The organism is Pseudomonas sp. SWRI154 (assembly GCF_014268645.1).
In the GTDB taxonomy this organism is placed as follows: Bacteria; Pseudomonadota; Gammaproteobacteria; order Pseudomonadales; family Pseudomonadaceae; genus Aquipseudomonas; species Aquipseudomonas marvdashtae.
In genome coordinates this window covers 83248-107935 of the sequence record NZ_JABWQW010000013.1, presented here as the reverse complement: position 1 = coordinate 107935, position 24688 = coordinate 83248, and the positions used below count along the sequence as shown (strand labels likewise).

The following is a 24688-nucleotide window of genomic DNA, read 5'->3' as shown; positions in this document are numbered from 1 at the left end:
CACGGCTTGCTCAAGCACTTGCACGGCGTTTGCCCGAGCGCTGGCAAGGCGCGGCAAACGATGACAACAACAAGAGCCGGGAGCTTCAAATGTCTGCATCCGAAAACCACCTGCTAGCCCAGGTGATTGCGTCCGAATCTATCTTCAACGGGGACTGGGTGCGTGCCTCGGGCCCGCTGCTGTCAATCATCGAGCCGGCCACTGGCGAGGCGCTGATGCGCAGTGCCACCGCCGATGCCGCCGATATCGCCAAGGCCTGCCGCGACGCCGCCCTGGCGCAGCCGGCCTGGGCCGCGCTGGGACCACGGGAACGCGCGGCAATCTTCCGCAAGGCGGCCGATGTGGCCGAACAGTCCTTCGCGGAGCTGGCACTCTACGTCGCCCGGGAAACCGGCGCGGCGCTGTTCAAGGGCCAGCACGAAGTGCGTGAAGCGATCGTCCTGTTGCATCAGGCAGCGGGCATGTTGTCCCAGGCGCATGGTGTGGTGTTGCCCAGCGAAGCAGGACGCCTGTCCTATGCGCGACGCTTGCCCCACGGCGTGATTGGCGTGATCTCGCCGTTCAATTTCCCGCTGGTGTTGTCGATGCGCTCCGTGGCGCCTGCGCTCGCGGCGGGCAACGCGGTGGTGCTCAAGCCCGATCCGCAGACACCGGTCAGTGGCGGTTTTCTCATTGCCCGGCTGTTCGAGGCCGCGGGCTTGCCCAAGGGGTTGCTTCAAGTGTTGCCCGGCGCGGCGGATGCCGGAGAGGCGCTGTGCCGTGACCCGAATGTTCAAATGATCGCCTTCACCGGCTCGACCGGTGCGGGGCGAAAAGTGGCCGAAGTGGCCGGGCGCAACCTGAAGAAAGTTGCCTTGGAACTGGGCGGCAAGAACCCATTGATCGTCCTTGAAGACGCCGACCTGGACCTCGCCGCCCGGAACGCTGCCTGGGGCGCCTGGCTGCATCAGGGGCAGATCTGCATGGCGACCGGATTGATTCTCGCCCATCAATCCATTGCCCAGGCGCTGACCAGCAAGTTGGTGGAAAAGGCCCGGGCGTTGACCGTGGGTAACGCAGCCCGTGAAGAAGCGGCGTTGGGGCCATTGATCAATCAGCGGCAGTTGCAACGCGTGCATGACATCGTCCGCGACAGCGTAGACGCCGGCGCAACGTTGGAAACGGGCGGCGAGTACGACCAATTGTTCTATCAGCCTACTGTGCTCAGTGGCGTCAAGCCGGGCATGCGTGCCTTTGAGGAAGAACTTTTCGGACCTGTGGCGACGGTGGTCAGTTTCACCACCGACGAGGAAGCCATCGAGTTGGCCAACCGCACCGAGTACGGGCTCTCGGCGGCAGTTATTTCGCCGTCGGTGGGCCGGGCCATGGCCATCGGCGAGCGGTTGCAGTGCGGCATGTTGCACATCAATGACCAGACCGTCGCCGATGAATGCATCAACCCGTTTGGCGGGCGCGGTGCCTCGGGGAATGGCGGCAGCGTCGGCGGCCCGGCGGACTGGGACGAATACACCCAATGGCAGTGGGTGACCGTCAAGGACAAGGCGCCGCTTTACCCATTCTGACGGGCCGGTTCCCTGCAGGGGCCAATGAGCTGAGGCCCCTGCAAGCAGACAAAAACAATAAGAGGACTCAACATGAAACTCGACAACAAGATTGTGCTGGTGACCGGTGTCTCGTCGGGTATTGGAGCTGCCACGGCGAGCCTGCTGCGCGCCCATGGCGCCCAGGTGATTGGCGTCGACCTCAAGGCCCCGCACATGACCCTCGACGGTTTTGTGCAGGGCGATTTGAGCAGCGCCGAGAACATCGAACGGCTGCTGCCGCAGTTACCCACGCGGTTTGACAGTCTCTGCAACATAGCCGGAGTGCCGGGCACCGCCGATCCGCAATTGCTGGCGCGGGTCAATTACCTTGGGTTGCGTCACTTGAGCCACGCATTGCTGCCACGGATCAACACTGGCGGCAGCATCGTCAACGTCGCCTCAATCCTCGGCGCCGAATGGCCGTTACGTCTGGAGCAGCACAAGGCGCTGGCGCGCACTGACGGTTTCGCCGCCGGCCAATCCTGGTTGGCCGACCACCCGGTGCCGGACCAGACCTGCTACCAGTACTTCAAGGAAGCCTTGATCGTCTGGAACTACCTGCAGGCCCAGCCCTGGTTTCTTGAACATTCGGTGCGCATGAACAGTGTCGCGCCAGGTCCGGTGTTCACACCCATCCTCGACGACTTCGTGAGCATGCTCGGGGAGGCGCGGACCCAGGCCGATGCCCATCGCATGAAGCGTCCGGCGTATGCCGATGAGGTGGCGGCGGTGATCGCTTTCCTGTGTGCCGACGAGTCGCGCTGGATCAACGGCGTCAACTTGCCGGTCGATGGTGGGTTGGCCTCCACCTACATCTGAAATGAGCCCCAACGCGAGCTGCTACCTAAGCGTGTTGGCAGCAAAGCCATGCCAAAAAATAACAATAATGAGAGCGCCCCATGGATAACTTCAAAGATTGCTTTCGCTTCAAGCACTGCGCCCTGTTCCTGGCGTTATGCAGCACCGGTGTGATGGTCGAAAGGACCGAGGCCATGCAAATGGACCTGGGTGACTCCGACTGGAAACTGCGCTGGGACAACACCATCAAGTACAGCCAGGCCTGGCGCCTGCAAGGGCAGGACAGCCGCTTGGTCAACGCGCCAACCGCCAACGGCCTGTACCCGTCGATCCAGAGCCAGGGCGACAAGAATTTCAGCAGTGGCTTGGTCTCCAACCGCCTGGACCTGTTTTCCGAAATGGACCTCAGCCGGCAAAACTATGGGCTGCGGGTCAGCGGCGCGGCCTGGTACGACGATATCTACAACCAGGACACCGACAGCAGCGAACAACCGCATTTCCTCAGCAAAACCCGCGAACTCCACGGTCGCGACGCGGAGATTCTCGACGCCTTCGTGTTCGTGCGCGGGGATCTCGGTGAAGACTCCCAGGGCGTGGCGCGCCTGGGCCGGCACAGCCTGATCTACGGCGAAAGCCTGTTCTATGGTGGCAACGGCATCGCCAATGCCCAGGGGCCGACCGACGTCGTCAAGTTGCTCAGCGTGCCGGGCACTCAGTTCAAGGAAATCCTGCGCCCGGTCAATCAGATCTCCGGGCAATTGCAGATCAACCCGCAGCTGTCGGTGGGCGCTTACTATCAGTTCGAGTGGGAACGTTCCAACCTGCCCGGCGCCGGTAGCTACTTGAGCGATGCCGATGCCATCGGTTACGGCAGTGGTCCACTGCGCCAAGTGTTCGGCAACGACACGGTGAATGGCGGCGACCTGAAACCACGCAATTCGGGGCAGGGCGGCATGCAAATCCGCTACAAGCCGAGCGGCACCGAGCTGGAGCTGGGTTTCTACGCGGCTCAGTACCACGATAAAGCGCCAATCGGGCTGTACGCCTACCTGGACGGTCCGGCGGCAGCCGCCACAGGGTTGCCGATCCTGGGTTCCTATCGCCAGGTCTACGCCGAAGACATCAAGACCGCCGGCGTCAGTTTTTCCACCGCCTATGGCCCGTTCAACTTTGCCGGTGAAACCTCGTTGCGCTGGAACGCGCCGCTGGTGAGCAACCTGCAAGTGGTGACGCCTGGCATGCAGGCCGATGGCGGCGACGATGCGTTGTTTGCCCGGGGCAAGACCGCCCACGCCAACCTGTCGGCGATTTACCTGCTGTCGCCCACCGCGTTCTGGGACGGCGGCTCGGCCCTGGCCGAACTGGCCTGGAACCGCACCCTGAGCGTGACCAAGAACGCGACCGCCCTGGACTCCAACACCACTCGCGATGCCACGGCGCTTCGGGTGCTGCTGGAGCCGGCGTATTTCCAGATTATCGATGGGATCGACCTGACCGTGCCGATCGGCATGGGAATCGTGCTCGATGGGCGCTCATCGGCGGTCAACAAATCCGGCTTCGGCAACACCCACTCCGGTGACTGGAGTGTCGGGCTCAAAGCCACCTATCTGCAACGCTGGGACGTCGGGCTCAACTACGTGAACTTCTTCGGCGCCCCGAAAGCCGGGCTGCGCGAGGACGGCAATTTCAGTTACGGACAGTCGTTGGCCGACCGCGACTTCGTCTCGCTCTATGTGAAAACCTCATTCTAATAAGGTGGATTCGCCATGCAGAACACAGCTTTCCTGAACACCTGCGTCCTGACCCTGGCCCTCGCCGGCATGGGGCTGGCGCAGGCAGCGGTGTCGCCCGAACAGGCCGCCCGTTTGAAAACCGATCTGACCCCGCTGGGCGGTGAGCGTGCCGGCAATGCCGATGGCAGCATCCCGGCGTGGCAGGGCGGTTACACCCAGGTCGCGCCCGGCTACAAACCGGGGGACAAGCGCCCCGATCCATTCTCGGGCGAGAAACCGTTGTATTCGATCAAGGCCTCGAATATGGAGCAGTACGCCAGCCAGTTGGCCGAAGGCACCAAGCTGTTGTTGAAGAAGTACCCGGACTATCGCCTGGACGTCTATCCGACTCATCGTTCGGCTGCCGCCCCGCAATGGGTCTATGACAACACCAGCAAGAACGCCACCCGCGCCACGCTGGACGTGGACAGCGAAAAAGTCTCCAACGCCTATGGCGGCATTCCGTTCCCGATCCCGGAAAACGGTGCACAGGTGTTGTGGAATTATCGATTGTCCTGGCAGGGCGGCGACACCATCAGCTCGCCTTTCGATACCTGGCTGATGACCGCCGGTGGCAAGAAAGTCCAGGCGACTCGGGCTCAATACACCTACCAGTTTCCCTACTACGTCGAAGGCGGCAGCCTGGAAAACTATTCGGGCAAGTACTTGCTGGGCAAGCTGTTCACCGAATTGCCGTCGTCCAAGGCCGGCGAAGGCCTGATGACCCATTGGGACCTGGACCCGTCCAATCGAGCGGCCTGGCAGTACCTGGTCGGCCAGCGCCGGGTTCGCCGCGCCCCAAACATCGCCTATGACACGCCAGACTTCGTGACCTCCGGCGTCGGCCTGTTCGACGAAGCGTTCATGCTGTTCGGGCCTACCGACCGTTATGACCTGAAGCTGACCGGCAAAAAAGAGCTGATGGTCCCCTACAACAATAATCGCGCTGCGTTGGCCAAGAGCGACGACCTGATCAAGGTGAACTTCCTCAACCCCGACCTGGTGCGTTGGGAGAAGCACCGGGTCTGGGTGGTCGAGGCCACGCTCAAGGCCGGCAAGCGCCATGTCGTACCGCGTCGGACCTACTACGTCGACGAAGACTCCTGGCAGATCCTGATGGCCGACGGTTATGACGCCCAAGGCAAGCTCGGTCGGCAGATGTATTCGCTGACGCTGCTGGCACCGGACCTGCCGGCCCTTACCGCACAGGTCATGTGGGGCAGCTACAACCTCGACACCGGTGCTTATTTCCTCAACTCATCGAGCAACGACCTGGCGGTCCAGTACCAGAAAGTCGCGAAGCCTTCGGCGTCCTATTTCACCCCGGATGCCATGGCCAACGAAAACATGCGCTGAACCTGTGGCGACTGTGGCGAGGTGAGGCTCACTGCGGTCGCTTACGATTTTCCAGGCGGGATGAAGACATGAGAGCTGAAAGAATCTTTATGAGTCGCGGTCCGCTTTGGGGGGCTTGCGCCCTGGCGTTGTGCCTTTGGGCAAGCGTGTCCGTCGCCGCGCAGCCGACGACATTCGCAGTGCTCCAACAACCGGCACTGCCCACCGCCAAGGCCCAGCGTGCGGTATTGCTTGGGCTGGCCCGGGCCGGCGAGCGCTTGGTGGCGGTCGGTGAGCGCGGGATCGTGCTGCTCTCCGATGATGCTGGCGTGACTTGGCGCCAGGCCAAGGTGCCGGTCAGCGTCAGCCTGACGGCGGTGCAGTTCGTCGATGCCGAGCAGGGCTGGGCGGTCGGCCATCTTGGCGTGGTCCTGCATACCACGGACGGCGGCGAGACCTGGCAGAAGCAACTCGACGGTGAACGCGCCATCGCCCTGGCGGCGCAGGTCGCCGGGCGCGATGCCGGCAGGCCGGGCGGCGCCGCCAATGTCGCGCAGGCACGGCAGATGCTCGATGACGGACCGGATAAGCCGTTTCTCGACCTGTATTTCAGCGACCGCCTGAACGGCTACGTCGTGGGCGCCTACAACCAGATCTACCGGACCGACGACGGTGGCCGAAGCTGGCAGCCGTGGATGGGACACGTGGACAACCCGCAAGGCTTGAACCTGTATGGCATCCGCGCTGTAGGCAACGCTCTGCTGCTGGTGGGCGAGCGCGGCCTGCTGTTGCGTTCGACCGATGCCGGGCAGTCTTTCCAGGCGTTGAAGACACCTTACGAGGGCAGTTTTTTCGGCCTGCTCGGCACCCGCGATGGAGGCTTGGTTGCCTACGGTCTACGGGGCAATGCCTGGTGGTCCGACGACCGTGGCGACAGTTGGCGGCGCCTGGAAACCGCCATCGAATCGACGCTGTCGACGGCGCTTCAATTGCGCGACGGCAGCCTGCTGTTGGCCAGCCAGGGCGGAGAGCTTTTATTCAGTCACGACCAGGGTCGCAGCTTTGACAGGCGACAAAGCCGCAGCGGCGGGACGGTCGCCGCCGTGCAACAGGCGGTCGACGGCAGTCTGGCCAGTGTCGGTTTGAGCGGCGTGGCCGCCGACCAGGATCCGCGGGCCTCCGGTAAACCTTGAAACTTCACGGTGTAGCGCTATCGGGCTACGGCTTGTGCAACAGGAGTCAAACTTGAAAGACGACAGAATCCAAACCGTGATCGGCCGCCAGGAAGACTTCGACCGGGCCTCGGGCAACTTCGCCGAGCGGGCGATCTTCAACCATCGACCGCTGGTGGTCCTGCTGTGCCTGTTGGTGACGCTGGTGCTTGGCTGGCAAGCCACGCGCATCGGCATCAATGCCAGCTACGAGAAGACCATTCCCACCGGGCATCCCTACGTCGCCAATTTCCTTGAGAACCGCAGTGAGTTGAGCGGCCTGGGCAACTCGCTGCGCGTCGCGGTGGAGGTCAACCAGGGGAGCATTTTCACCAAGGATTACCTCGACACCCTGGCCAAGCTCAACGATGAGCTTTACCTGCTGCCGGGTGTCGATCGACCCTACATGAAGTCGTTATGGACGCCGACTACGCGCTGGACCGCCGTGACTGAGGAAGGGCTCGATGGCGGCACCGTCATTCCTGATGACTACGATGGCTCGGCGACCAGCATCGAACAGGTGCGGACCAATGTGGCCCGTTCCGGTGAAGTCGGTCAGTTGGTGGCCGGCAACTTCAAGTCCAGCGTGATCTTCGTTCCTTTGTTGGAAATCAATCCGCAGACGGGCAAGGCGCTGGACTATGGCGATTTCTCGCGGCAGTTGGAGGCGTTGCGCGACAAGTACCAGACTGACGACCTGCGGATTCACATCACCGGCTTTACCAAGATCGTCGGCGACCTGATCGAGGGGATGACCCAAGTCCTGCTGTTCTTCGTGGTGGCGGTGCTGGTCACGGTCCTGGTGCTGTTTGGCTACACCCGTTGCGTGCGCAGCACCCTGGTGGTGGTGACGTGCTCACTGGCTGCGGTGCTCTGGCAACTGGGGCTGCTCGCCGTCCTCGGTTACGAGCTCGACCCGTACTCGGCCTTGGTGCCGTTCCTGGTGTTCGCCATCGGCATGAGCCACGGCGCGCAGAAGATGAACGGCATCATGCAGGACATCGGTCGCGGCACTCACCGGGTGGTCGCCGCGCGCTATACCTTCCGCCGGCTGTTCGCCGCTGGCATCACCGCGTTGCTTTGCGATGCGGTGGGCTTCGCCGTGTTGCTGCTGATCGATATCCGGGTGATCCAGGACCTGGCAATCACCGCGAGCCTGGGTGTCGCGGTGCTGATCTTCACCAACCTGATCCTGCTGCCGATTCTGCTCAGCTACATCGGTGTCAGCCCGGCGGCGGCGCAACGCAGCCTGAGTGCGGAAACCAGCGAGCAGCAGGCGCAGATCAAGCATCCACTATGGCGTGCACTCGATTTGTTCACCCAACGGCGCTGGGCTATTGGCGCCATGTTGGTGGGCTTGTTGTTGGCCGCATTTGGCTTCGCCGTGAGCCTGCACCTGAAGATCGGCGACCTGGACCCCGGTGCTCCGGAGCTGCGGGCCGACTCGCGCTACAACCGCGATGCGTTGTTCATGACCCAAAATTATGCGGCCAGCTCGGATATTTTCGTGGTCATGATCAAGACCCCGGAGGATCAATGCACCCGTTACGCCAGCCTGTCGGCGGTGGATGCGCTGGCCTGGCAATTGGAGCAATTGCCAGGCGTGGAATCGACCACGTCGATGGCCGCGCTGAGCAAAATCGCCACGGCCGGTTACAACGAAGGCAATTTCAAATGGTACGAACTGATCCCCAATGACGGCGCGTTGGGCGCGGTGCAAACCCGTGCACCGCGAGAACTGTTCAACCAGGGTTGCTCGATGCTCTCGCTGTACGTCTACCTGTCCGATCACAAGGCTGACACCTTGAACCGCGTGGTGGAAACCAGTGAGCAATTCATCGCTGGGCACTCGTTGCCAGAGGTCAAGTTCATGCTGGCAGCGGGCAGTGCGGGGATCGAAGCGGCGACGAACATCGTGGTGAAGAAGTCCATGCGCGAGATGCTGTTCTGGGTCTACGGTGCGGTCAGCCTGCTGTGTCTGCTGACGTTCCGTAGCTGGCGCGCCACCCTGTGCGCGATGCTGCCGCTGATGCTCACTTCGATCCTGTGTGAAGCGCTGATGGTGGGGTTGGGCATGGGCGTGAAAGTCGCGACATTGCCGGTCATTGCATTGGGCGTGGGGATCGGCGTGGATTATGCGCTGTACGTGTTGAGCGTGATCCTGGCTCGGATGCGTGCCGGCGACACCTTGGCCCAGGCGTATTACCAGGCGCTCTTGTTCACTGGGAAAGTGGTGTTGCTCACGGGGATGACGTTGGCTGTGGCGGTGTCGACCTGGGCGTTTTCGCCGATCAAGTTTCAGGCTGATATGGGGATTTTGCTGGCCTTCATGTTTTTGGTGAACATGCTGGGGGCTCTGATTCTGCTGCCGGCCTTGGCTTGGTGGTTGCTGCCTCGGAAGGTGTTTTTAAAAAAGCCTGCGTTGAGTCCACAGGAGCGGTGGGTTAGGGGGTGATAGGGGACAGGGCATTTGATCGTTCCCACGCTCTGCGTGGGAATGCATCCCGTGACGCTCTGCGTCACCTTCCAGAAGCGGAACGCGGAGCGTCCCGGGCGACATTCCCACGCAGGAGCGTGGGGAACGATCGGTATGTATTTTCAGCCTTGAAAATCAGAATCAGGAGCTCCCAGCAACAGCCCCAGAACCCGCCAACCGCGACCCAGCCGAACGCCGAATCACGCCAAGAATAGCCAACGTCGCAACCACCAACCCAGGTGAAGTCGCGAGCAACACGGCGGTAGTACCACCCCCGGCCGCAAGGATCTGCCCTGCCGCCAAAGGCCCGGCTACCGAGCCCAGGCGTCCGATGGCCACTGCGGCACCGACACCTGTCGCGCGGACGACTGTCGGGTAGGAGGGCGGTGCCAAGGCGTAAAGGACCAGCTGCGCCGCCATGACGAACAACCCGGCGGCAAACCCGGCAATAACCATCGGCACGATGCCGACTGACACCCCGACCCCGGCCAGGGCGCTCAGCAGCCCGGCGTAGACGAACAGCACCACCTTGCTGCCATTGCAACGGTCCAGCAACACGCCACCCAGTAACGAGCCGAGGGCTCCGCCGATGTTGAACAGCATCTGCACCAGGCCGGCCTGGGGTTTGCTGAAGCCCTGTTCCAACAGCAGGGACGGCAGCCAGTTGAGCAACATGTACATGACCGTCAGGGTGAAGAAATAGCTCAGCCAGAGGCCCAGGGTAGTGAGGCCTCGCCCTTCGCCGAACAGCGCCTGGCCAACAGAACCGCGAACTTCGCCGCCAGCGTCGCGGACCTGCTTGAATGCGCTGGACTCCGGTAGCCACAGCACCATCAACGGCACCACCAGCAAGGGCGCCAGGCCGCCGATGAAGAAGGTCATCTGCCAATGCTCGCCGAACGTCATCGCGACCACTGCCGCCAATGCGCCGCCAAGCGGAACGCCGGCGTACATCACGCTGATGGCCGTGCCGCGTCGTTGTTCGCCCACCGCCTCGGCGCACAAGGCGATGAGGTTAGGCAGGGCGGCTCCGAGGCCGAGGCCGGTCATGAAGCGCACCAACAGCAGAGTCGAATACTGTTCGACATAAGCGGTGCCGAGGGAGAACACACCGAACAGCAGGACCGCGGCGACGAGGATTTTCTTGCGTCCGATGCGATCGGCGATCCAGCCGCCGAAGAACGCACCCGGTAGCAGGCCGATGATGCCGGCGCTAAAGACCCAGCCCATCATTTTCGGGTCCAGGGTAAACGTCTGGCGCAAGCCGGCAGCGGCGGTGCCGGCAGACTGAAGATCAAACCCTTCGATCAACGCGACGATGAAACACAAAGCGATGGTCAACGTCGCACGACGCGGCGGACGATTCATGGCAAATCCTCTTATTGTTGTTGTCGGGACTGCGGCTTGACAGGAAACCGGCAGCGCAGGATTAGATTAACAAAGCTAACTAAAAAATGAATCGCACGACACCGACAGGTAAAAACGCCGGTTTTCTATTTCAAATCAATAAATTGACGTAGGTGGGACGGCCAGCGGGGATTTTAGTTAACTATATTAATGTTCGATTATCGGTCACTTCGGATTGACGAAGCACCCGTGCCGTTTCCATTCTCTGTCCGCGCCGCCCCATCATCCGGGGCTGCCTCGATCGAAAACAACAACAAGAAGCGGACATCGAACATGCCAGATCTCATTCGGGACGCCCATGGGGCGGGCTCAGTTTCACCCCTCATTCAGTGGTTGGCCGGCGCCGGGCTGGGCCTGTTCTGCAGCGTAGCGCTGGCCGAAGGCTTCATCGACGATAGCCACGGCACGCTGACGCTGCGCAATTACTACATGGATCGCGACTACAAGGACGACGGCGCGAAGACTGCTGCGCGGGAATGGGCCCAGGGTGTCTTCATGAACGTGGAGTCGGGGTTCACTCCGGGGACGGTCGGGTTTGGCCTGGACGTGAGAGGGTTGCTGGGGGTCAAGCTCGACTCGTCACCGGATCGCAGCGGCACCGAACTGTTGCCCGTGTCCAGCAGCGACAAGCGCGCGGCGGATGAATATTCCCGCTTGGGCCTGACCGGAAAGCTACGTTTCGGCCAAACCACGGTGAAGACCGGCGACGTGTCGATTTTCCTGCCGTTTGCCTTCGCCAGCCCGTCGCGGCTGCTGCCCCAGACGTTTCGTGGGACGACACTCAGCTCCAAGGACATTGACGGTTTGACGCTGAATACCGGCTACATCGATCGCATCGCCCGGCGCGATTCCACCGATTACCAGCCGATGACCATCGCCTCGCCCAATCGCCGTTTCAACGGCTCGGCGACGTCGTCTCACATGGCTTATGTCGGTGGCGATTACCAGGTCAACAAAGACCTCAGCCTGCGCGCCTACCACGCCGAAGTGGCGGACTTGTACCAACAGCACACCCTCGCGTTGCTGCATAACCTGCCCCTCGGCGATGGCGTGTTGACCACTGATTTGCGCAGTTTCTTCAGCGACGAAGACGGCGCCGCCAAGGCCGGCAAGGTGGATAACCGCAACGTTTCGGCACTGGTCGGCTATCGCCTCGGCGGGCATCGTGTCAGCCTGGGTTATATGCACTCCAGCGGCGACACGGCAACGCCTTACGTGTCTGGCACCGAGTTGATGGGCTTGAGCGAAATGACCATGAGTTCGGACTTTCTCAACGCCAAGGAGCGTACCTGGCAGGCGATTCACGACTACGATTTCGCCGCCGTCGGCGTGCCTGGCCTGCGAACCCGGTTGCGCTACGTGCGCGGCGATCATATCGAGCTGGCGGCCCTCAATGCCGAGGATCGCAAGGAGCGCGAATTCCAGATGGAACTGGGCTATGTGATCCAAAGTGGTCCGCTGAAAAATGTCGGATTGCTGGCGCGCAAGTCGATCTATCGCAACGACTTTCCGGGCACGGCGGCGTTTCGCGACGAGAACCAGACCCGTTTCCTGGTAACGTACAGCGTGCCGATCTGGTGACTTGGGGAAGACTTCGGTGAACGAGCTTTTGTGGCGAGGGAGCTTGCTCCCGCTGGACTGCGGAGCAGTCCCAAGCTATTGAACGCAGGGCTGCAGGCTGACCGAGTGGACTGCATTGGGGTCGCTGCGCAACCCAGCGGGAGCAAGCTCCCTCGCCACAGGGGGAGCGGTGTTCTTTTACTGGTAAACCTTCTTCAACAACCGCAGCAGCTCTTCCCGCTCGCTACCGTTGAGCGCAGCGGTGGAATCGAGGTCGCTCTGGGCGGCGATCTGCTTGAGCTCCTTGAGCAGCGTTTCGCCGGTCTTGCTCAGGAAAATCCCGTAGGAGCGCTTGTCCGGCTTGCAGCGCACCCGCACGGCCAAGGCGCGGCTTTCGAGTTTATTCAACAGCGGCACCACTTGCGGCGGCTCGATGGCCAATGCCTTGGCCAGGTCCGCCTGCATCAAGCCCGGGTTCTGGTCGATGATCGCCAGGGCCGAGAACTGCGCGGGCCGCAGGTCGTGGACGGCGAGTCGGCCGATCAGGTTCTGGAACAGTTTCAACTGGGCGCGGCGCAGGGCATAACCAATCAGGTCATCCAGCGCGGAGTCCATCGGCGCCTGCGTGTCGGCACTGTCGGCCAGGGGCTCGGCAGCGGGTTCGGCAAGCTTGGAAGACTTGGCCATCGAAAGGTGCATCCTCAAGGTCAGTGATTAACAAGGCTATCCAGTTTGCCGAGGTTGCCGTGCGGTGGCTACGGGCGTCTGGATTTTTTCTGATTCGCGGGTTCATTCAATCGGACCAAAATTACAGGTAAATCGATTAATAGTTAATTGACATAACTAATATTCAAGGTTAGTTTTTGTTCATCTTCAGCCAAGAACAAGAGAGCACGCGCCATGAGCAATTACGAAGGACGCTGGACAACCGTCAAGGTCGAGATCGAGGAAGGCATCGCCTGGGTCATCCTCAACCGCCCGGAAAAACGCAATGCCATGAGCCCGACCCTCAACCGCGAGATGATCGATGTGCTGGAGACCCTGGAACAGGACCCGGCCGCTGGCGTGCTGGTGTTGACTGGCGCTGGTGAAGCGTGGACCGCCGGCATGGACCTCAAGGAATATTTCCGCGAAGTGGACGCCGGGCCGGAAATCCTTCAGGAGAAGATCCGTCGCGAAGCCTCGCAATGGCAGTGGAAACTCCTGCGCATGTACGCCAAGCCCACCATCGCGATGGTCAACGGTTGGTGCTTCGGCGGCGGTTTCAGTCCACTGGTGGCGTGCGACCTGGCGATCTGCGCCGACGAGGCGACGTTCGGCCTGTCGGAAATCAACTGGGGCATTCCGCCCGGCAACCTGGTCAGCAAGGCGATGGCCGACACCGTGGGGCATCGCCAGTCGCTGTACTACATCATGACCGGCAAGACTTTTGGCGGGCAGAAAGCCGCCGAAATGGGCCTGGTCAACGAAAGCGTGCCGTTGGCGCAGTTGCGTGAAGTCACCATTGAGCTGGCGCGCAACCTCTTGGAGAAAAACCCCGTGGTGCTGCGTGCGGCCAAGCATGGCTTCAAGCGCTGCCGCGAACTGACCTGGGAGCAAAACGAGGATTACCTCTACGCCAAGCTGGACCAGTCGCGCTTGCTCGACACCGAAGGTGGTCGTGAGCAGGGCATGAAACAGTTCCTCGACGACAAAAGCATCAAGCCTGGCCTGCAAGCCTATAAGCGATAGCGGCAGCTACAAGCTTCAAGCTTCAAGCTTCAAGCAGAAGCAGTTCGAGTTGTGCTTGCAGCTTGCAGCTTGCAGCTTAAAACTCCGCTCTCATAACAATCATAACGAGGAGTCATCTACATGCTGGACGTGCCCCTGTTGATTGGCGGCCAGTCGTGTCCCGCCCGTGACGGCCGGACCTTCGAGCGCTGCAACCCGGTGACCGGTGAAGTGGTGTCTCGCGTGGCCGCCGCCACGTTGGAAGACGCCGATGCCGCCGTGGCGGCTGCGCAAGCGGCGTTTCCCGCTTGGGCGGCGCTGGCGCCCAACGAACGTCGCACCCGCTTGCTCCGCGCGGCCGAGCAGTTGCAGGCCCGCAGCGGCGAATTCGTTGCCGCCGCCGGCGAGACCGGTGCCATGGCCAATTGGTACGGTTTCAACGTGCACCTGGCGGCAAACATGCTGCGCGAAGCAGCTTCCATGACCACCCAGATCAATGGCGAAATCATTCCTTCGGACGTGCCCGGCAGTTTCGCCATGGCCTTGCGTCAGCCCTGCGGCGTGGTGCTGGGCATTGCGCCATGGAACGCCCCGGTGATTCTCGCCACCCGCGCCATCGCCATGCCCTTGGCTTGCGGCAACACCGTGGTGCTCAAGGCCTCGGAAATCAGCCCGGCGGTGCATCGGCTGATCGGCCAGGTGCTGCAAGACGCAGGTTTGGGTGACGGTGTGGTCAATGTCATCTGCAACGCGCCGGAGGATGCGCCAGTCATCGTCGAGCGCCTGATCGCCAACCCGGCGGTGCGCCGGGTCAACTTCACCGGCTCGACCCATGTCGGGCGCATCGTTGGCGAGCTGTCGGCGCGCCACCTCAAGCCGGCACTGCTGGAACTGGGCGGCAAGGCGCCGTTGCTGGTGCTGGACGACGCCGATCTGGACGCAGCGGTGGAAGCGGCCGCCTTCGGCGCCTACTTCAACCAGGGCCAGATTTGCATGTCCACCGAGCGGCTGATCGTCGATGCCCGCGTGGCCGATGCCTTTATCAGCCGACTGACCGCAAAGATCGCCACCTTGCGCGCCGGCGACCCTGCGGCGAGCGACTCGGTGCTGGGTTCGCTGGTGGACGCCAGCGCGGGGCAGCGCATCAAGGGACTGATCGACGATGCCCTGGCGAAAGGCGCGAAGCTGCTGGCGGGCGGTCAGTTGGAAGGCAGCATTTTGCAACCGACCTTGCTCGATGGCGTCACCGCCGAAATGCGCCTGTACCGCGAAGAGTCCTTCGGACCGGTGGCGGTGTTGCTGCGCGGCGAGGGTGATGAAGAGCTGCTGCGCCTGGCCAACGACTCCGAGTTCGGTTTGTCGGCGGCGATCTTTAGCCGCGACACCAGTCGCGCCTTGGCCTTGGCCCAGCGGATCGAGTCAGGTATCTGCCACATCAACGGCCCGACCGTGCACGACGAGGCGCAAATGCCTTTCGGCGGGGTCAAGTCCAGCGGTTACGGCAGCTTCGGCGGCAAGGCGTCTATCGAGCATTTCACTCAGTTGCGCTGGGTGACGATGCAGAACGGCCCTCGCCATTATCCGATCTGAAAACCACGGCATTACGCGCGGCTGAGCCCTGAAAGCCGCCGCCCGCCGCAGGCCAGACCTAACAAAAATTCCAAGGCCGCAGCCACACGCTGCCACGTTCCGCTCGTTTTGCGCGACCCGAGCGTGCCTTGATGGAGGAGATGCACCGTGAGTTCCGAGTTCAAATCATCCTCCCGGCCCGAGCCTGTGCGTTATCGCCAGGTATCGATTGGCCATCCAGCCGTTGAAGTGCGCGAAGAGCAGGGGATTGTGCACATGCGTTCCCTGGAACCGCTGGCTCCGTTGCCTGCACGTTTGCTTGATCGCCTGGTGCACTGGGCGCAGGTACGGCCACACCAGACGTTCATTGCCGCCCGCGAAGACAAGGGTGAGTGGCGTCACGTCAGCTATGCACAAATGCTCGACAGCGTGCGAGCCATCGCCCAAGGCCTGCTGGCGTATGGGTTGTCGGCGGAAAAACCCTTGGCGTTGCTGTCGGGCAACGACATCGAGCACCTGCAGATGGCGTTTGGAGCCATGTACGCCGGCATTCCTTACTGCCCGGTGTCGCCAGCCTACTCGCTGTTGTCCCAGGATTTCGCCAAGCTGCGGCATGTCTGCAACGTGCTGCAACCGGGGCTGGTGTTCGTCAGCGACGCGGCGCCGTTTGAGCGAGCGGTCAACGCCGTGTTGCCGGCGGAGATCCCATTGATCACCGTACGCGGCGAGATGGCGGGGCGCGGGCGGACAAGCTTCGCCAGCCTGCTGGCAGAGCCGGGCGGCATCGAAGCCGAGCGTGCCTTCGTCGCCACCGGCCCGGACAGTATCGCCAAGTTCCTGTTCACGTCGGGTTCCACCAAACTGCCCAAAGCGGTAATCACCACTCAGCGCATGCTTTGCGCCAACCAGCAGATGCTCTTGCAGACCTTCCCGGTGTTCGGCGAAGAACCACCGGTGCTGGTGGACTGGCTACCGTGGAATCACACGTTCGGCGGCAGCCATAACGTCGGGATCGTGTTGTACAACGGTGGCACGTTCTATCTCGACGATGGCAAGCCCACCGTCCAGGGCTTCGCTGAAACCTTGCGCAACCTCAAGGAAGTTTCCCCGACCGCCTACCTGACCGTGCCCAAGGGCTGGGAAGAGTTGGTCAGCGCCTTGGAACAGGATGCCGAGTTGCGCGAGCGCTTCTTCAAACGCATCAGCCTGTTTTTCTTCGCTGCGGCGGGCCTTTCGCAAAGCACCTGGGATCGACTCGACAAAGTGGCCGAACAGCATTGCGGCGAACGAATCCGCATGATGGCCGGCCTGGGGATGACCGAAGCATCGCCGTCCTGCACCTTCACCACCGGACCACTGTCGATGGCCGGCTACATCGGCTTGCCGGCGCCGGGCTGCGAAGTGCGGTTGGTGCCGGTGGACGGCAAGTTCGAAGGACGCTTTCGCGGGCCGCACATCATGCCCGGCTACTGGCGATCGCCCGAGCAGACCGCCGAGGTGTTCGATCAGGACGGCTTCTATTGCTCGGGTGACGCCATCAAGCTCGCCGACCCCACCAATCCACAGCTGGGGCTGATGTTCGATGGGCGGATTGCCGAGGACTTCAAACTCTCCTCCGGGGTGTTCGTCAGTGTCGGGCCGCTGCGCAACAGGGCGGTGCTGGAAGGCACGCCTTATGTGCAAGACCTGGTGGTGACGGCACCGGATCGTCCGTGCCTGGGCGCATTGGTACTGCCACGCCTGCACGAATGCCGGCGCCTGTCGGGCCTGGGGCCGAAGGCCAGTGATGCCGAGGTCCTCGCCAGCGCGCCGGTGCGCCAATGGTTCGCCGATTGGCTGCGCCGCCTGAATCGCGAAGCCAACGGCAACGCCAGTCGCGTCGAATGGATCGCGCTGCTGGATGAACCCGCGTCCATCGACCGAGGGGAAATCACCGACAAGGGCTCGATCAATCAGCGGGCGGTGCTGCAATGGCGCGCGGCGAAGGTCGAGGCGCTGTACCGTGGCGAGGATCCGACGATCCTGCGCGCCGGACCGGTCGGCTGACACTGCCGCCTTGTGGGCGCGAGTGCGCTCGCTCCCACAATTGATTGCAATTACTATGGCGGCTTTCTCTTCTCTGGAATCACCTGGATGAGCAAGCCCGGCCAAACGGTCCTGGTCGCATTGCGTCGCATGATCGCCTCCGGCGAGCTGGCGGCGGGCGAGCGGCTGATGGAAATTCCCACCGCGCAATTGTTCGGCGTCTCACGGATGCCGGTGCGCATGGCGTTTCGCACCCTGGAGCAGGAAGGGCTGCTGGTGCGTTTTGGCGGGCGCGGTTTCCAGGTCCGTTCGGTCAGTGCCGAGGAAATCGCCGGGGCGGTGGAAGTGCGTGGCGTGCTCGAAGGGCTCGCCGCCCGACAAGCGGCCGAGCGCGGACTGTCCGACGAGGCCCGTCGCACGCTTGAGCGGTGCCTGGTACAGGGCGACGAACTGTTCGCAAAAGGCTACGTGACCGAAGAAGACCTGGAGGTCTACCACGATCTCAACATGCGTTTTCATCAAGTAATCGTCGCAGGCAGCCACAACCCGGCCATCGCCGATGCCCTGGCGCGCAACGACCACCTGCCATTCGCCTCAGTGACCGCCCTGGCGGTGGATCGCCAGAACATGGCCGGCGAGTTTCGCCGCTTCAATTACGCCCACATGCAGCATCACTCGGTGTTCGACGCGCTCGTCAGCCGCCAGGGTGCCCGCGCCGAAGCGATCATGCGCGAGCATGCCAACGCGACTTTGCGTTACGCCGAGGTATTCGGCTCGGCGTTGGCGGATGAGCGGATGAAGGTGATTCTTCGATCTGAATGATCTGTCCATTGTGGTGCCTAGAGATCCAGCACCAACAACGGCGTCCGCGACCTCGAACAGCACGGCGTGAATTGATCATTGAGCGCTTGCTCGGCCTCGGTCAGGAACATGTCACGGTGTTCCGGCACGCCTTCCAGCACGCGGGTCAGGCAGGTGCCGCAGACGCCTTGCTCGCATGAGATCGGCACCTCGACGCCATGGCTTTCCAATACCTGCACCACGCTGCGGTCCGCCGGCACCTCGAACACGAGGCCGCTGCGAGCCAGTTTCACCGAGAAGCTGCCATCGGCCGTGGTGTCCGTCGGCGCGGCGGCGAAGTATTCCCGGTGCAGGTTGGGCTCTTGCCAGCCTTGGGCCTTGGCGGTGTCGAGGACGTGCTGCATGAAACCACCGGGGCCACATACGTAGAGGTGCAGATCGTCGCAGGGGGAAGCCAATACTCGCGCGGCATCCAATGCCGTGGCGGGCTGTTCGTCGAAGTGCAGGAACACCCGGTCGGCATAAGGCGACTGCTGCAAGCGCTCGACAAAAGCCGCGCGCTCCCTGGACCGCGCGCAGTAATGCAACGCGAACGCAGCGCCGCTTTGGGCCAGGTGCTCGGCCATGCACAGGATCGGCGTGATGCCGATGCCTCCAGCAAACAGCAGGCTGCGTCGGGCCTGCGGGGCCAGGGCGAACAGGTTGCGCGGTTCGCTGATCAGCAATCGGGTGCCCGGCTGGATCTGTTCATGCAAACTGCGTGAGCCTCCACGTGACGAGGGATCCTTGAGCACGCCGATGAGGTAGCGATGCCGTTCCTCCGGGTGGTTGCACAGCGAATATTGGCGAATCAGCCCGTCGGGCAAATGCACATCGATATGGGCGCCGGCAGCGAAAGGCGGAAGTGGCTGACCATCGATACTCGTCAGCTCGTAGCTGCAAATGTCGAGGGCTTCATCGCGCCGTGCGGCGACTTGGACTTCGATCATGGCCGCTGCTCCGCGTGTTGCGGCTGCTGGGTGGTGGCGATCAACGCCGCCTGCTGCTCACGCTCCCTGGCGATCCAGCGTTCCAGGACCCGACGCGATTGCACGCCGCCGGCGTCGATGTTGAGCTTGAGCAAGTTGCGTTGCGGATGGTCCAGCAGGTTGCGTTGCTGGCGCTCGAGCATCTCCAGGTCTTCGCTGAAAATCTTGCCCTGGCCTTCGCGAATGCTCGCGGTCAATGCTTCGTCCTGGGGCTGGAAGTGCCGGGCCATGCCCCAGAAATACCAGATGGAGGTCTCGGTTTCCGGCGTGATGAAGTCCACCACAATGCTCGATGCCTTGAACTGTGGCGCGGCGTGATAACCGCCATGGCCCGCGTGGGCCACGCCGACTTCGATCAGTACATGGCTGGGCGGGGTGAAGCGACAGATCTGCCAGCGGTCCACCGGCACATCGTCGGCCAGGTTGTTGCCACGCAGCGCCATGCGCCAGAACGGCGGGGCCATGATGTTTTCCATGTGGCGGGCGGTGACCACTTCATCACCTTCGACGGTGGTCACGGGCGGTGCCTCGTCGATTTCCTTCTGGCCGATGCTCGAGGCGTGGACGTAGGTCTCGTGAGTCAGGTCCATCAGGTTGTCGATCATCAGGCGATAATCGCAGTGGATATGGAACAGGCCGCCGCCGTACGCCCACTCAGCGCTCTGCGCCCATTCCAGATAAGGAATCAGCGACGGGTCCGCCAGCGCCTGTTCACCGGGCCAGACCCAGATAAACCCATGGCGTTGCTCAACGGCAAAGGTCTTGTTGCAGGGAAATCCACGTACCCGCTGGCCAGGCATTTCGACGGTCTTGCCATCGCACCCCATGACCAGGCCATGGTAGCCGCAGACTAGATTGCCGTTTTCGACATAACCCAGCGAGAGCGGGGCGCCACGGTGAGGGCAAAAATCCTCGACGGCGGCGACTTTCCCTTCATGTCCGCGGTAGAAGACGATTTTCTCGCCACAGATCTGCCGACCCAGCGGCTTTTCGGCGATTTCATCGGGGGTGCAGGCAACGTACCAGGTGTTTTTTGGGTACATGAGTGGGATCTCCAGGCTGGTTTTATTTTTATCTGTGGATCCATTAACTCTCTTAACTAATTTGATTGTCAACGTATTGAAGGGAAAAGTAGACGGGCAGCACACATCAATGGATCCATTGGCGTCCTAGAACCGGTACTGCTTCGGTACCTGCGCCTCGATGAATCGCTGGGTGTGCTCAAGAAAGCTCGCTTGCAGTTTCGACAGCGGTCCGTGGATCGGCAGCAGCATGCTGAAGTCCATCTCAATCGCCGGTTCGAAGGCGCGGAAGACGATGCCGTTGCCTTGGTATTCAACGGCGCTGATGGCGTCCACCAGGGCCACGCCCAAGCCCTGTTCAACGAACATGCACATCGGCAGGGACAGCTGGGTTTCCAGGCGCAGCTCACGCTCCACGCCATGGGCGGCGAAGATTGCGTCGATGTGCTGGCGCGAGCCGATGGATTGCGGGTAGGAAATGAACCGCTCGCCTTGCAGGTCTTCCGGTCTGATCGTCTGGCGGTCCTGCAAGCGATGGCCGGCGGGCAAGGCACAGAGCATGCGTGTCGCCAGCAGCTTTTCGGCGCGGGGGCTTGGGTAGGTGTTCGGCAAGACGATCAGGCCCAGGTCGCAGCGCTGGCCCACCACCAGATCCACGACTTCTCGCGAGGACTGCACGACCAGTGAAATTTGCACCTGGTCATGCTCGGCCATGAACGCGGCGATCGCCCTCGGCAGGAACGACAAGCCCATGGCCGGCGCGCAAGCGATGTGCAGCGAACCCCGCTTGAGGTTGCGAATGTCCTGGGCGGTGCGCGCGATACGTTCCACGCCCAGCAGCGAACGTTGCACCTCCTGATACAGCGTCATGGCCTCGGCGGTGGGCTGCAATCGGCCCTTGATGCGGTCGAACAAGCGAAAGCCGATGTCTTCCTCCAGGCTGGCGATCAGCCGGGTCGCGGCGGGCTGGGAGATGTGCAGCATTTCAGCGGCACGGGTCACCGTCTGGCCAAGGATCACGGCGCGGAAGGCTTCCAGTTGACGAAGGTTCATAGCGCTTTCAATCCCATAACAAAAAGACATGAGCCTACCAAAATAAAGCATTTCTCAAGCGCAAGTCATCGTCCTAGGATCGACGGCATTACCTAAAACGTGCTGCATTGCAGCCGCTTGGCGAACAATCCTGCTGGCGAAACGATAAAAGAGTGCTCATGCAAAAAGCTGATGTGATCATTGTCGGCGGTGGCCTGGTGGGCATGTCCATCGCTTATGGCCTGGCCTTGCTAGGACGCCAAGTGAGCGTGCTCGACGAGGGCGACGACGCAATTCGCGCCGCCCGGGGCAACTTCGGCTTGCTCTGGGTCCAAGGCAAGGGCTACCGCATGAGTCCGTATGCAACATGGACGCGCGAGTCGGTGACGCTCTGGCCGCGGTTCGCCACAGCGTTGCAGGCCGATACGGGCATCGATATTCATCTGCGCCAGCCGGGCGGTTTCCAGCTGTGCCTGAGCGAGGCGGAGATGGCCGAGGAAGCTGCGCGCCTAGCCTGGCTGCGCGAAGCCCTGGACGGTGATTACCCCTACGATCTGCTGGACGCGGCGCAACTGCGCAGTCGTCTGCCGGGCGTCGGTCCAGAAGTGGTGGGTGGATGTTTTTCGCCCATGGACGGTCACGTCAATCCGCTCAAGTTGTTGCGGTCTCTCTACGCGGCGTGTCGGGCGCGTGGTGTCAGTTTGATCAACGGTTATCACGTCGACGCGATCGAACCTCGCGCCGAGGGTTTCCAGGTGCGCGCCGCGGACCAGCGCTGGCTTGGCCGGCAGGTCATTCTTGCCGCCGGCCTCGGCAACCGCGCGCTCGGTGCCATGGTCGGCCTGGACGTGCCCGTGCAGCCGAACCGTGGGCAAATCCTGGTGACCGAGCGGCTCAAGCCCTTTTTGCATTACCCCACCACTTACGTGCGCCAGACCGACGAAGGCACGGTGCAGTTGGGCGACTCCCATGAATCCGCCGGTTTCGACGACGGCACCGGCAGCCAGGTCATGGCCGCTATCGCCCGCCGCGCCGTGCAGTGTTTTCCCCGGTTGGGCGATGTTCGGCTGGTGCGGGCCTGGGGCGCCTTGCGGGTGATGAGCGCCGATGGGTTTCCAATCTACGAAACGTCCTTGAGCTGCCCAGGCCTGTCGGTCGTCAGTTGCCACAGCGGCGTGACCTTGGCGGCGGCCCATGCCTTGCGCCTGGCCCCGTGGATTGCCGGTGAATTCGATGATCCGGCCGTACAGCCGTTTGGCCTGCACCGCTTCAGTTCGCCAATGGAGGTGCGTCATGTCGGCTGACAGCCTGTTCCGGCCTTTGGCAGCCGCGCAACACAGCGTGCTGATCGAGTTTGAAGGCCAGTCAATGAATGTGCCAGGCGATGTATCCCTGGCGGCGGCGCTGCTTGCCGGTGGCATCCGGCACACCCGTGAAAGCGCCGTCAGCGGCAGGCCGGCGGCGCCGTATTGCCTGATGGGCGTGTGCTTCGAATGCCTGGTGCAAGTGGATGGCCAGGCCAACGTCCAGTCTTGCCTGGTGCCGGTGCGCGCCGGCATGCGTGTGTGCCGTCAACGGGGTGCCGTCAACTTGGCGCAGGAGGAGGGGGCCGATGAATAAGCTCGAGATCGATCTGGTCATCATCGGTGCCGGACCAGCCGGCATGAGCGCAGCCATCGAAGCCAGGGCCCAGGGATTGTCGGTAGTGGTGCTGGATGAACAGGCCAGTCCTGGCGGGCAGATTTATCGCCAGGTGCTTCAGGCCGACGCCCGCAGCCGCGCTGTGCTGGGCAATGACTACAGTGCTGGCGCGACGCTGGCGGCAGATTTCCTGCAATGCGGCGCCCGTTACCTGCCCAACGCTGCGATCTGGCAAGTCACGCCGCAACGTGAGGTGCATTACCTGATCGAAGGCCGTGCGCGGCTCATACAAGGGCGATATTTGCTGATCGCTACCGGCGCCTTTGAACGTCCGATGCCGATTCCCGGCTGGACCCTGCCCGGTGTCATGACCGCCGGCGCCGGGCAGATCCTGCTCAAAAGCGCGGCGATGGTGCCGGCGGGTCCGGTGGTCCTGGCAGGTTGTGGTCCGCTGTTGTATCTGCTGGCGGTGCAGTACCTGCGCGCCGGCATCGCAATCGATGCGCTGGTCGATACCAGCAGTCATCGTGACTTCCTGCGGGCCTGGCGTTTGATTCCCGGAGCGTTGCGCGGCTGGCGCGATTTGCTCAAGGGCGCCGCATTGCTGGCTGAACTGCAGCGTGCCGGTATCTGTCATTTTCGCCGAGCCAGCAACCTGCGGGTCGAGGGCGAAGACCGCGCCAGCGCCTTGGCTTTCGACGCGGGCGGGCACTCTCACCGGGTGCCTGCCGAGTTGATCCTGTTGCATCAAGGCGTGGTGCCTCATACGCAAATCAGCTGGTCGCTGCGCCTTGAACATGACTGGAGCGACTCGCAACTGTGCTGGATTGCGCGCCGCGATGAGGTCGGCGAAACCAGTACGCCGGGCATTTTCATCGCCGGGGACAGCGGTGCCATTGGCGGTGCTCAGGTGGCTCGATTGGAAGGCCGGCTGGCGGCCATGGCGATTGCCGGCCAGGCCAGCCGGATGAATGCTCTTCACAAAGCCTTGCGCCGCGCCCGCGCCGCGCGCCCGCTGATCGATGCACTGTATCGCCCCCCGACGCAGGGCTGCATTCCCGATGACGTCATGGTCTGTCGCTGCGAAGAAGTCAAAGCCGGCGATATCCGCCGCTATGTCGACCTCGGCTGTTTGGGCCCCAACCAGACCAAGGCTTTCGGCCGTTGCGGCATGGGCCCGTGCCAGGGCCGTCAATGCGGCTTGGCCGTCACCCAGATCATCGCTGCCCATCGCCGCGTGCCGCCCGCCGAGGTGGGCTATTACCGCATTCGCCCTCCGCTTAAACCTATCACGCTGGCCCAACTGGCCGGTGAACATCACTCAGTCGAGGAACCCTCATGACCATCCAACGTATCGAAAGCAATCCGCGCCTGAGCCGCAGCGTCGTGCACAACGGCGTGGCGTGGCTCAGCGGTATCGTCGCGGCCGATTGCAGCCAGGACATCCAGGGCCAGACCCGCCAAGTGCTGCAACGGGTCGATGAATTGCTCGCCGCGTCGGGCAGCGACAAAAGTCGCCTGCTCAGCGTGCAGATCTGGATGAAAGACATGGGCCGGGATTTCGCGGCGATGAATGCGTTGTGGAGCGACTGGATCGACGCCGAACACACCCCGGCGCGTGCCACCGCGCAGGTGGCCTTCGACGACCCGCAAATCCTGCTGGAACTGATTGTGACCGCGGCGGTTTAGAGCCGCCGGACCGCTGCTGTGCCGTTACC

General features: G+C 62.4%; 20 protein-coding genes. 15 read left to right on the top strand and 5 right to left on the bottom strand.

Annotated elements, in window-relative coordinates:
• Positions 1 to 89: 89 nt before the first annotated feature.
• The 6 genes from HU806_RS14070 to HU806_RS14045 all read left to right on the top strand — a co-directional run bounded on the left by HU806_RS14070 (position 90) and on the right by HU806_RS14045 (position 9154).
• A complete protein-coding gene (locus HU806_RS14070; RefSeq protein ID WP_186611958.1) occupies positions 90 to 1562 on the top strand; it encodes a vanillin dehydrogenase in 1473 nt (490 codons plus the stop codon).
• Between the two features lie 72 nt (positions 1563 to 1634).
• Entirely contained in the window at positions 1635 to 2402 is a 768-nt protein-coding gene (locus tag HU806_RS14065) for a coniferyl-alcohol dehydrogenase (RefSeq protein ID WP_186611957.1), read from the top strand.
• Positions 2403 to 2482: 80 nt separating this feature from the next.
• Positions 2483 to 4132: a DUF1302 domain-containing protein gene (locus tag HU806_RS14060; RefSeq protein WP_186611956.1), complete on the top strand. Its 1650-nt coding sequence runs from the start codon at positions 2483 to 2485 to the stop codon at positions 4130 to 4132.
• A 15-nt stretch (positions 4133 to 4147) separates the two neighbouring features.
• Positions 4148 to 5509, top strand: coding sequence for a DUF1329 domain-containing protein (locus tag HU806_RS14055; protein ID WP_186611955.1), 1362 nt, complete (start codon positions 4148 to 4150; stop codon positions 5507 to 5509).
• 68 nt (positions 5510 to 5577) lie between these two features.
• Positions 5578 to 6681: a YCF48-related protein gene (locus HU806_RS14050; protein ID WP_186611954.1), complete on the top strand. Its 1104-nt coding sequence runs from the start codon at positions 5578 to 5580 to the stop codon at positions 6679 to 6681.
• 52 nt (positions 6682 to 6733) lie between these two features.
• Positions 6734 to 9154 (top strand): efflux RND transporter permease subunit, encoded by a 2421-nt coding sequence (locus HU806_RS14045; protein WP_186611953.1) that lies wholly within the window; start codon positions 6734 to 6736, stop codon positions 9152 to 9154.
• A gap of 162 nt (positions 9155 to 9316) precedes the next feature.
• Here HU806_RS14045 and mhpT read toward each other — a convergent pair whose 3' ends face one another.
• Entirely contained in the window at positions 9317 to 10543 is a 1227-nt protein-coding gene (mhpT, locus tag HU806_RS14040; protein ID WP_186611952.1) for a 3-(3-hydroxy-phenyl)propionate transporter MhpT, read from the bottom strand.
• A gap of 312 nt (positions 10544 to 10855) precedes the next feature.
• On the opposite strand from mhpT, the gene HU806_RS14035 reads away from it, so the two are divergent.
• Positions 10856 to 12163, top strand: a complete 1308-nt coding sequence (locus HU806_RS14035; RefSeq protein WP_186611951.1) for an OprD family porin — start codon at positions 10856 to 10858, stop codon at positions 12161 to 12163.
• 177 nt (positions 12164 to 12340) lie between these two features.
• Here the strand turns inward: HU806_RS14035 and HU806_RS14030 are convergent, their stop codons facing one another.
• Positions 12341 to 12829: a MarR family winged helix-turn-helix transcriptional regulator gene (locus HU806_RS14030; RefSeq protein WP_186611950.1), complete on the bottom strand. Its 489-nt coding sequence runs from the start codon at positions 12827 to 12829 to the stop codon at positions 12341 to 12343.
• Between the two features lie 213 nt (positions 12830 to 13042).
• Between HU806_RS14030 and HU806_RS14025 the strand changes: the two genes are divergently transcribed.
• From HU806_RS14025 to HU806_RS14010, 4 genes are all read left to right on the top strand, one after another.
• On the top strand, positions 13043 to 13873 hold the full coding sequence (locus HU806_RS14025; protein ID WP_010567568.1) for a p-hydroxycinnamoyl CoA hydratase/lyase: 831 nt from the start codon (positions 13043 to 13045) through the stop codon (positions 13871 to 13873).
• 120 nt (positions 13874 to 13993) lie between these two features.
• Positions 13994 to 15442, top strand: coding sequence for an aldehyde dehydrogenase (locus HU806_RS14020; protein ID WP_186611949.1), 1449 nt, complete (start codon positions 13994 to 13996; stop codon positions 15440 to 15442).
• Between the two features lie 147 nt (positions 15443 to 15589).
• Positions 15590 to 17467 (top strand): AMP-binding protein, encoded by a 1878-nt coding sequence (locus HU806_RS14015; RefSeq protein WP_186611948.1) that lies wholly within the window; start codon positions 15590 to 15592, stop codon positions 17465 to 17467.
• Between the two features lie 87 nt (positions 17468 to 17554).
• Complete coding sequence (locus tag HU806_RS14010; protein ID WP_186611947.1) at positions 17555 to 18268, top strand: GntR family transcriptional regulator; 714 nt, start codon at positions 17555 to 17557, stop codon at positions 18266 to 18268.
• 17 nt (positions 18269 to 18285) lie between these two features.
• Here HU806_RS14010 and HU806_RS14005 read toward each other — a convergent pair whose 3' ends face one another.
• The 3 genes from HU806_RS14005 to HU806_RS13995 all read right to left on the bottom strand — a co-directional run bounded on the left by HU806_RS14005 (position 18286) and on the right by HU806_RS13995 (position 21350).
• Positions 18286 to 19236, bottom strand: coding sequence for a PDR/VanB family oxidoreductase (locus tag HU806_RS14005; RefSeq protein WP_186611946.1), 951 nt, complete (start codon positions 19234 to 19236; stop codon positions 18286 to 18288).
• Positions 19233 to 20318 carry a Rieske 2Fe-2S domain-containing protein gene (locus HU806_RS14000; protein WP_186611945.1) on the bottom strand — a complete coding sequence of 362 codons (1086 nt, stop codon included), beginning with the start codon at positions 20316 to 20318 and terminating at the stop codon, positions 19233 to 19235. Before HU806_RS14000 ends, HU806_RS14005 begins: the two co-directional genes overlap by 4 nt.
• Positions 20319 to 20444: 126 nt before the next feature.
• The gene (locus tag HU806_RS13995) at positions 20445 to 21350 is read right to left on the bottom strand and encodes a LysR substrate-binding domain-containing protein (protein ID WP_186611944.1); all 906 of its coding nucleotides are present in this window, start codon (positions 21348 to 21350) and stop codon (positions 20445 to 20447) included.
• Positions 21351 to 21508: 158 nt separating this feature from the next.
• Between HU806_RS13995 and HU806_RS13990 the strand changes: the two genes are divergently transcribed.
• The 4 genes from HU806_RS13990 to HU806_RS13975 are packed head-to-tail and all read left to right on the top strand — an operon-like array spanning position 21509 to position 24659.
• Positions 21509 to 22633 carry an NAD(P)/FAD-dependent oxidoreductase gene (locus tag HU806_RS13990; protein ID WP_186611943.1) on the top strand — a complete coding sequence of 375 codons (1125 nt, stop codon included), beginning with the start codon at positions 21509 to 21511 and terminating at the stop codon, positions 22631 to 22633.
• Positions 22623 to 22949: a (2Fe-2S)-binding protein gene (locus HU806_RS13985; protein WP_186611942.1), complete on the top strand. Its 327-nt coding sequence runs from the start codon at positions 22623 to 22625 to the stop codon at positions 22947 to 22949. The genes HU806_RS13990 and HU806_RS13985 overlap by 11 nt, the downstream gene beginning before the upstream one ends.
• Entirely contained in the window at positions 22942 to 24312 is a 1371-nt protein-coding gene (locus HU806_RS13980; RefSeq protein WP_186611941.1) for an FAD/NAD(P)-dependent oxidoreductase, read from the top strand. The genes HU806_RS13985 and HU806_RS13980 overlap by 8 nt, the downstream gene beginning before the upstream one ends.
• On the top strand, positions 24309 to 24659 hold the full coding sequence (locus HU806_RS13975) for a RidA family protein (protein ID WP_186611940.1): 351 nt from the start codon (positions 24309 to 24311) through the stop codon (positions 24657 to 24659). Before HU806_RS13980 ends, HU806_RS13975 begins: the two co-directional genes overlap by 4 nt.
• Positions 24660 to 24688: the final 29 nt, after the last annotated feature.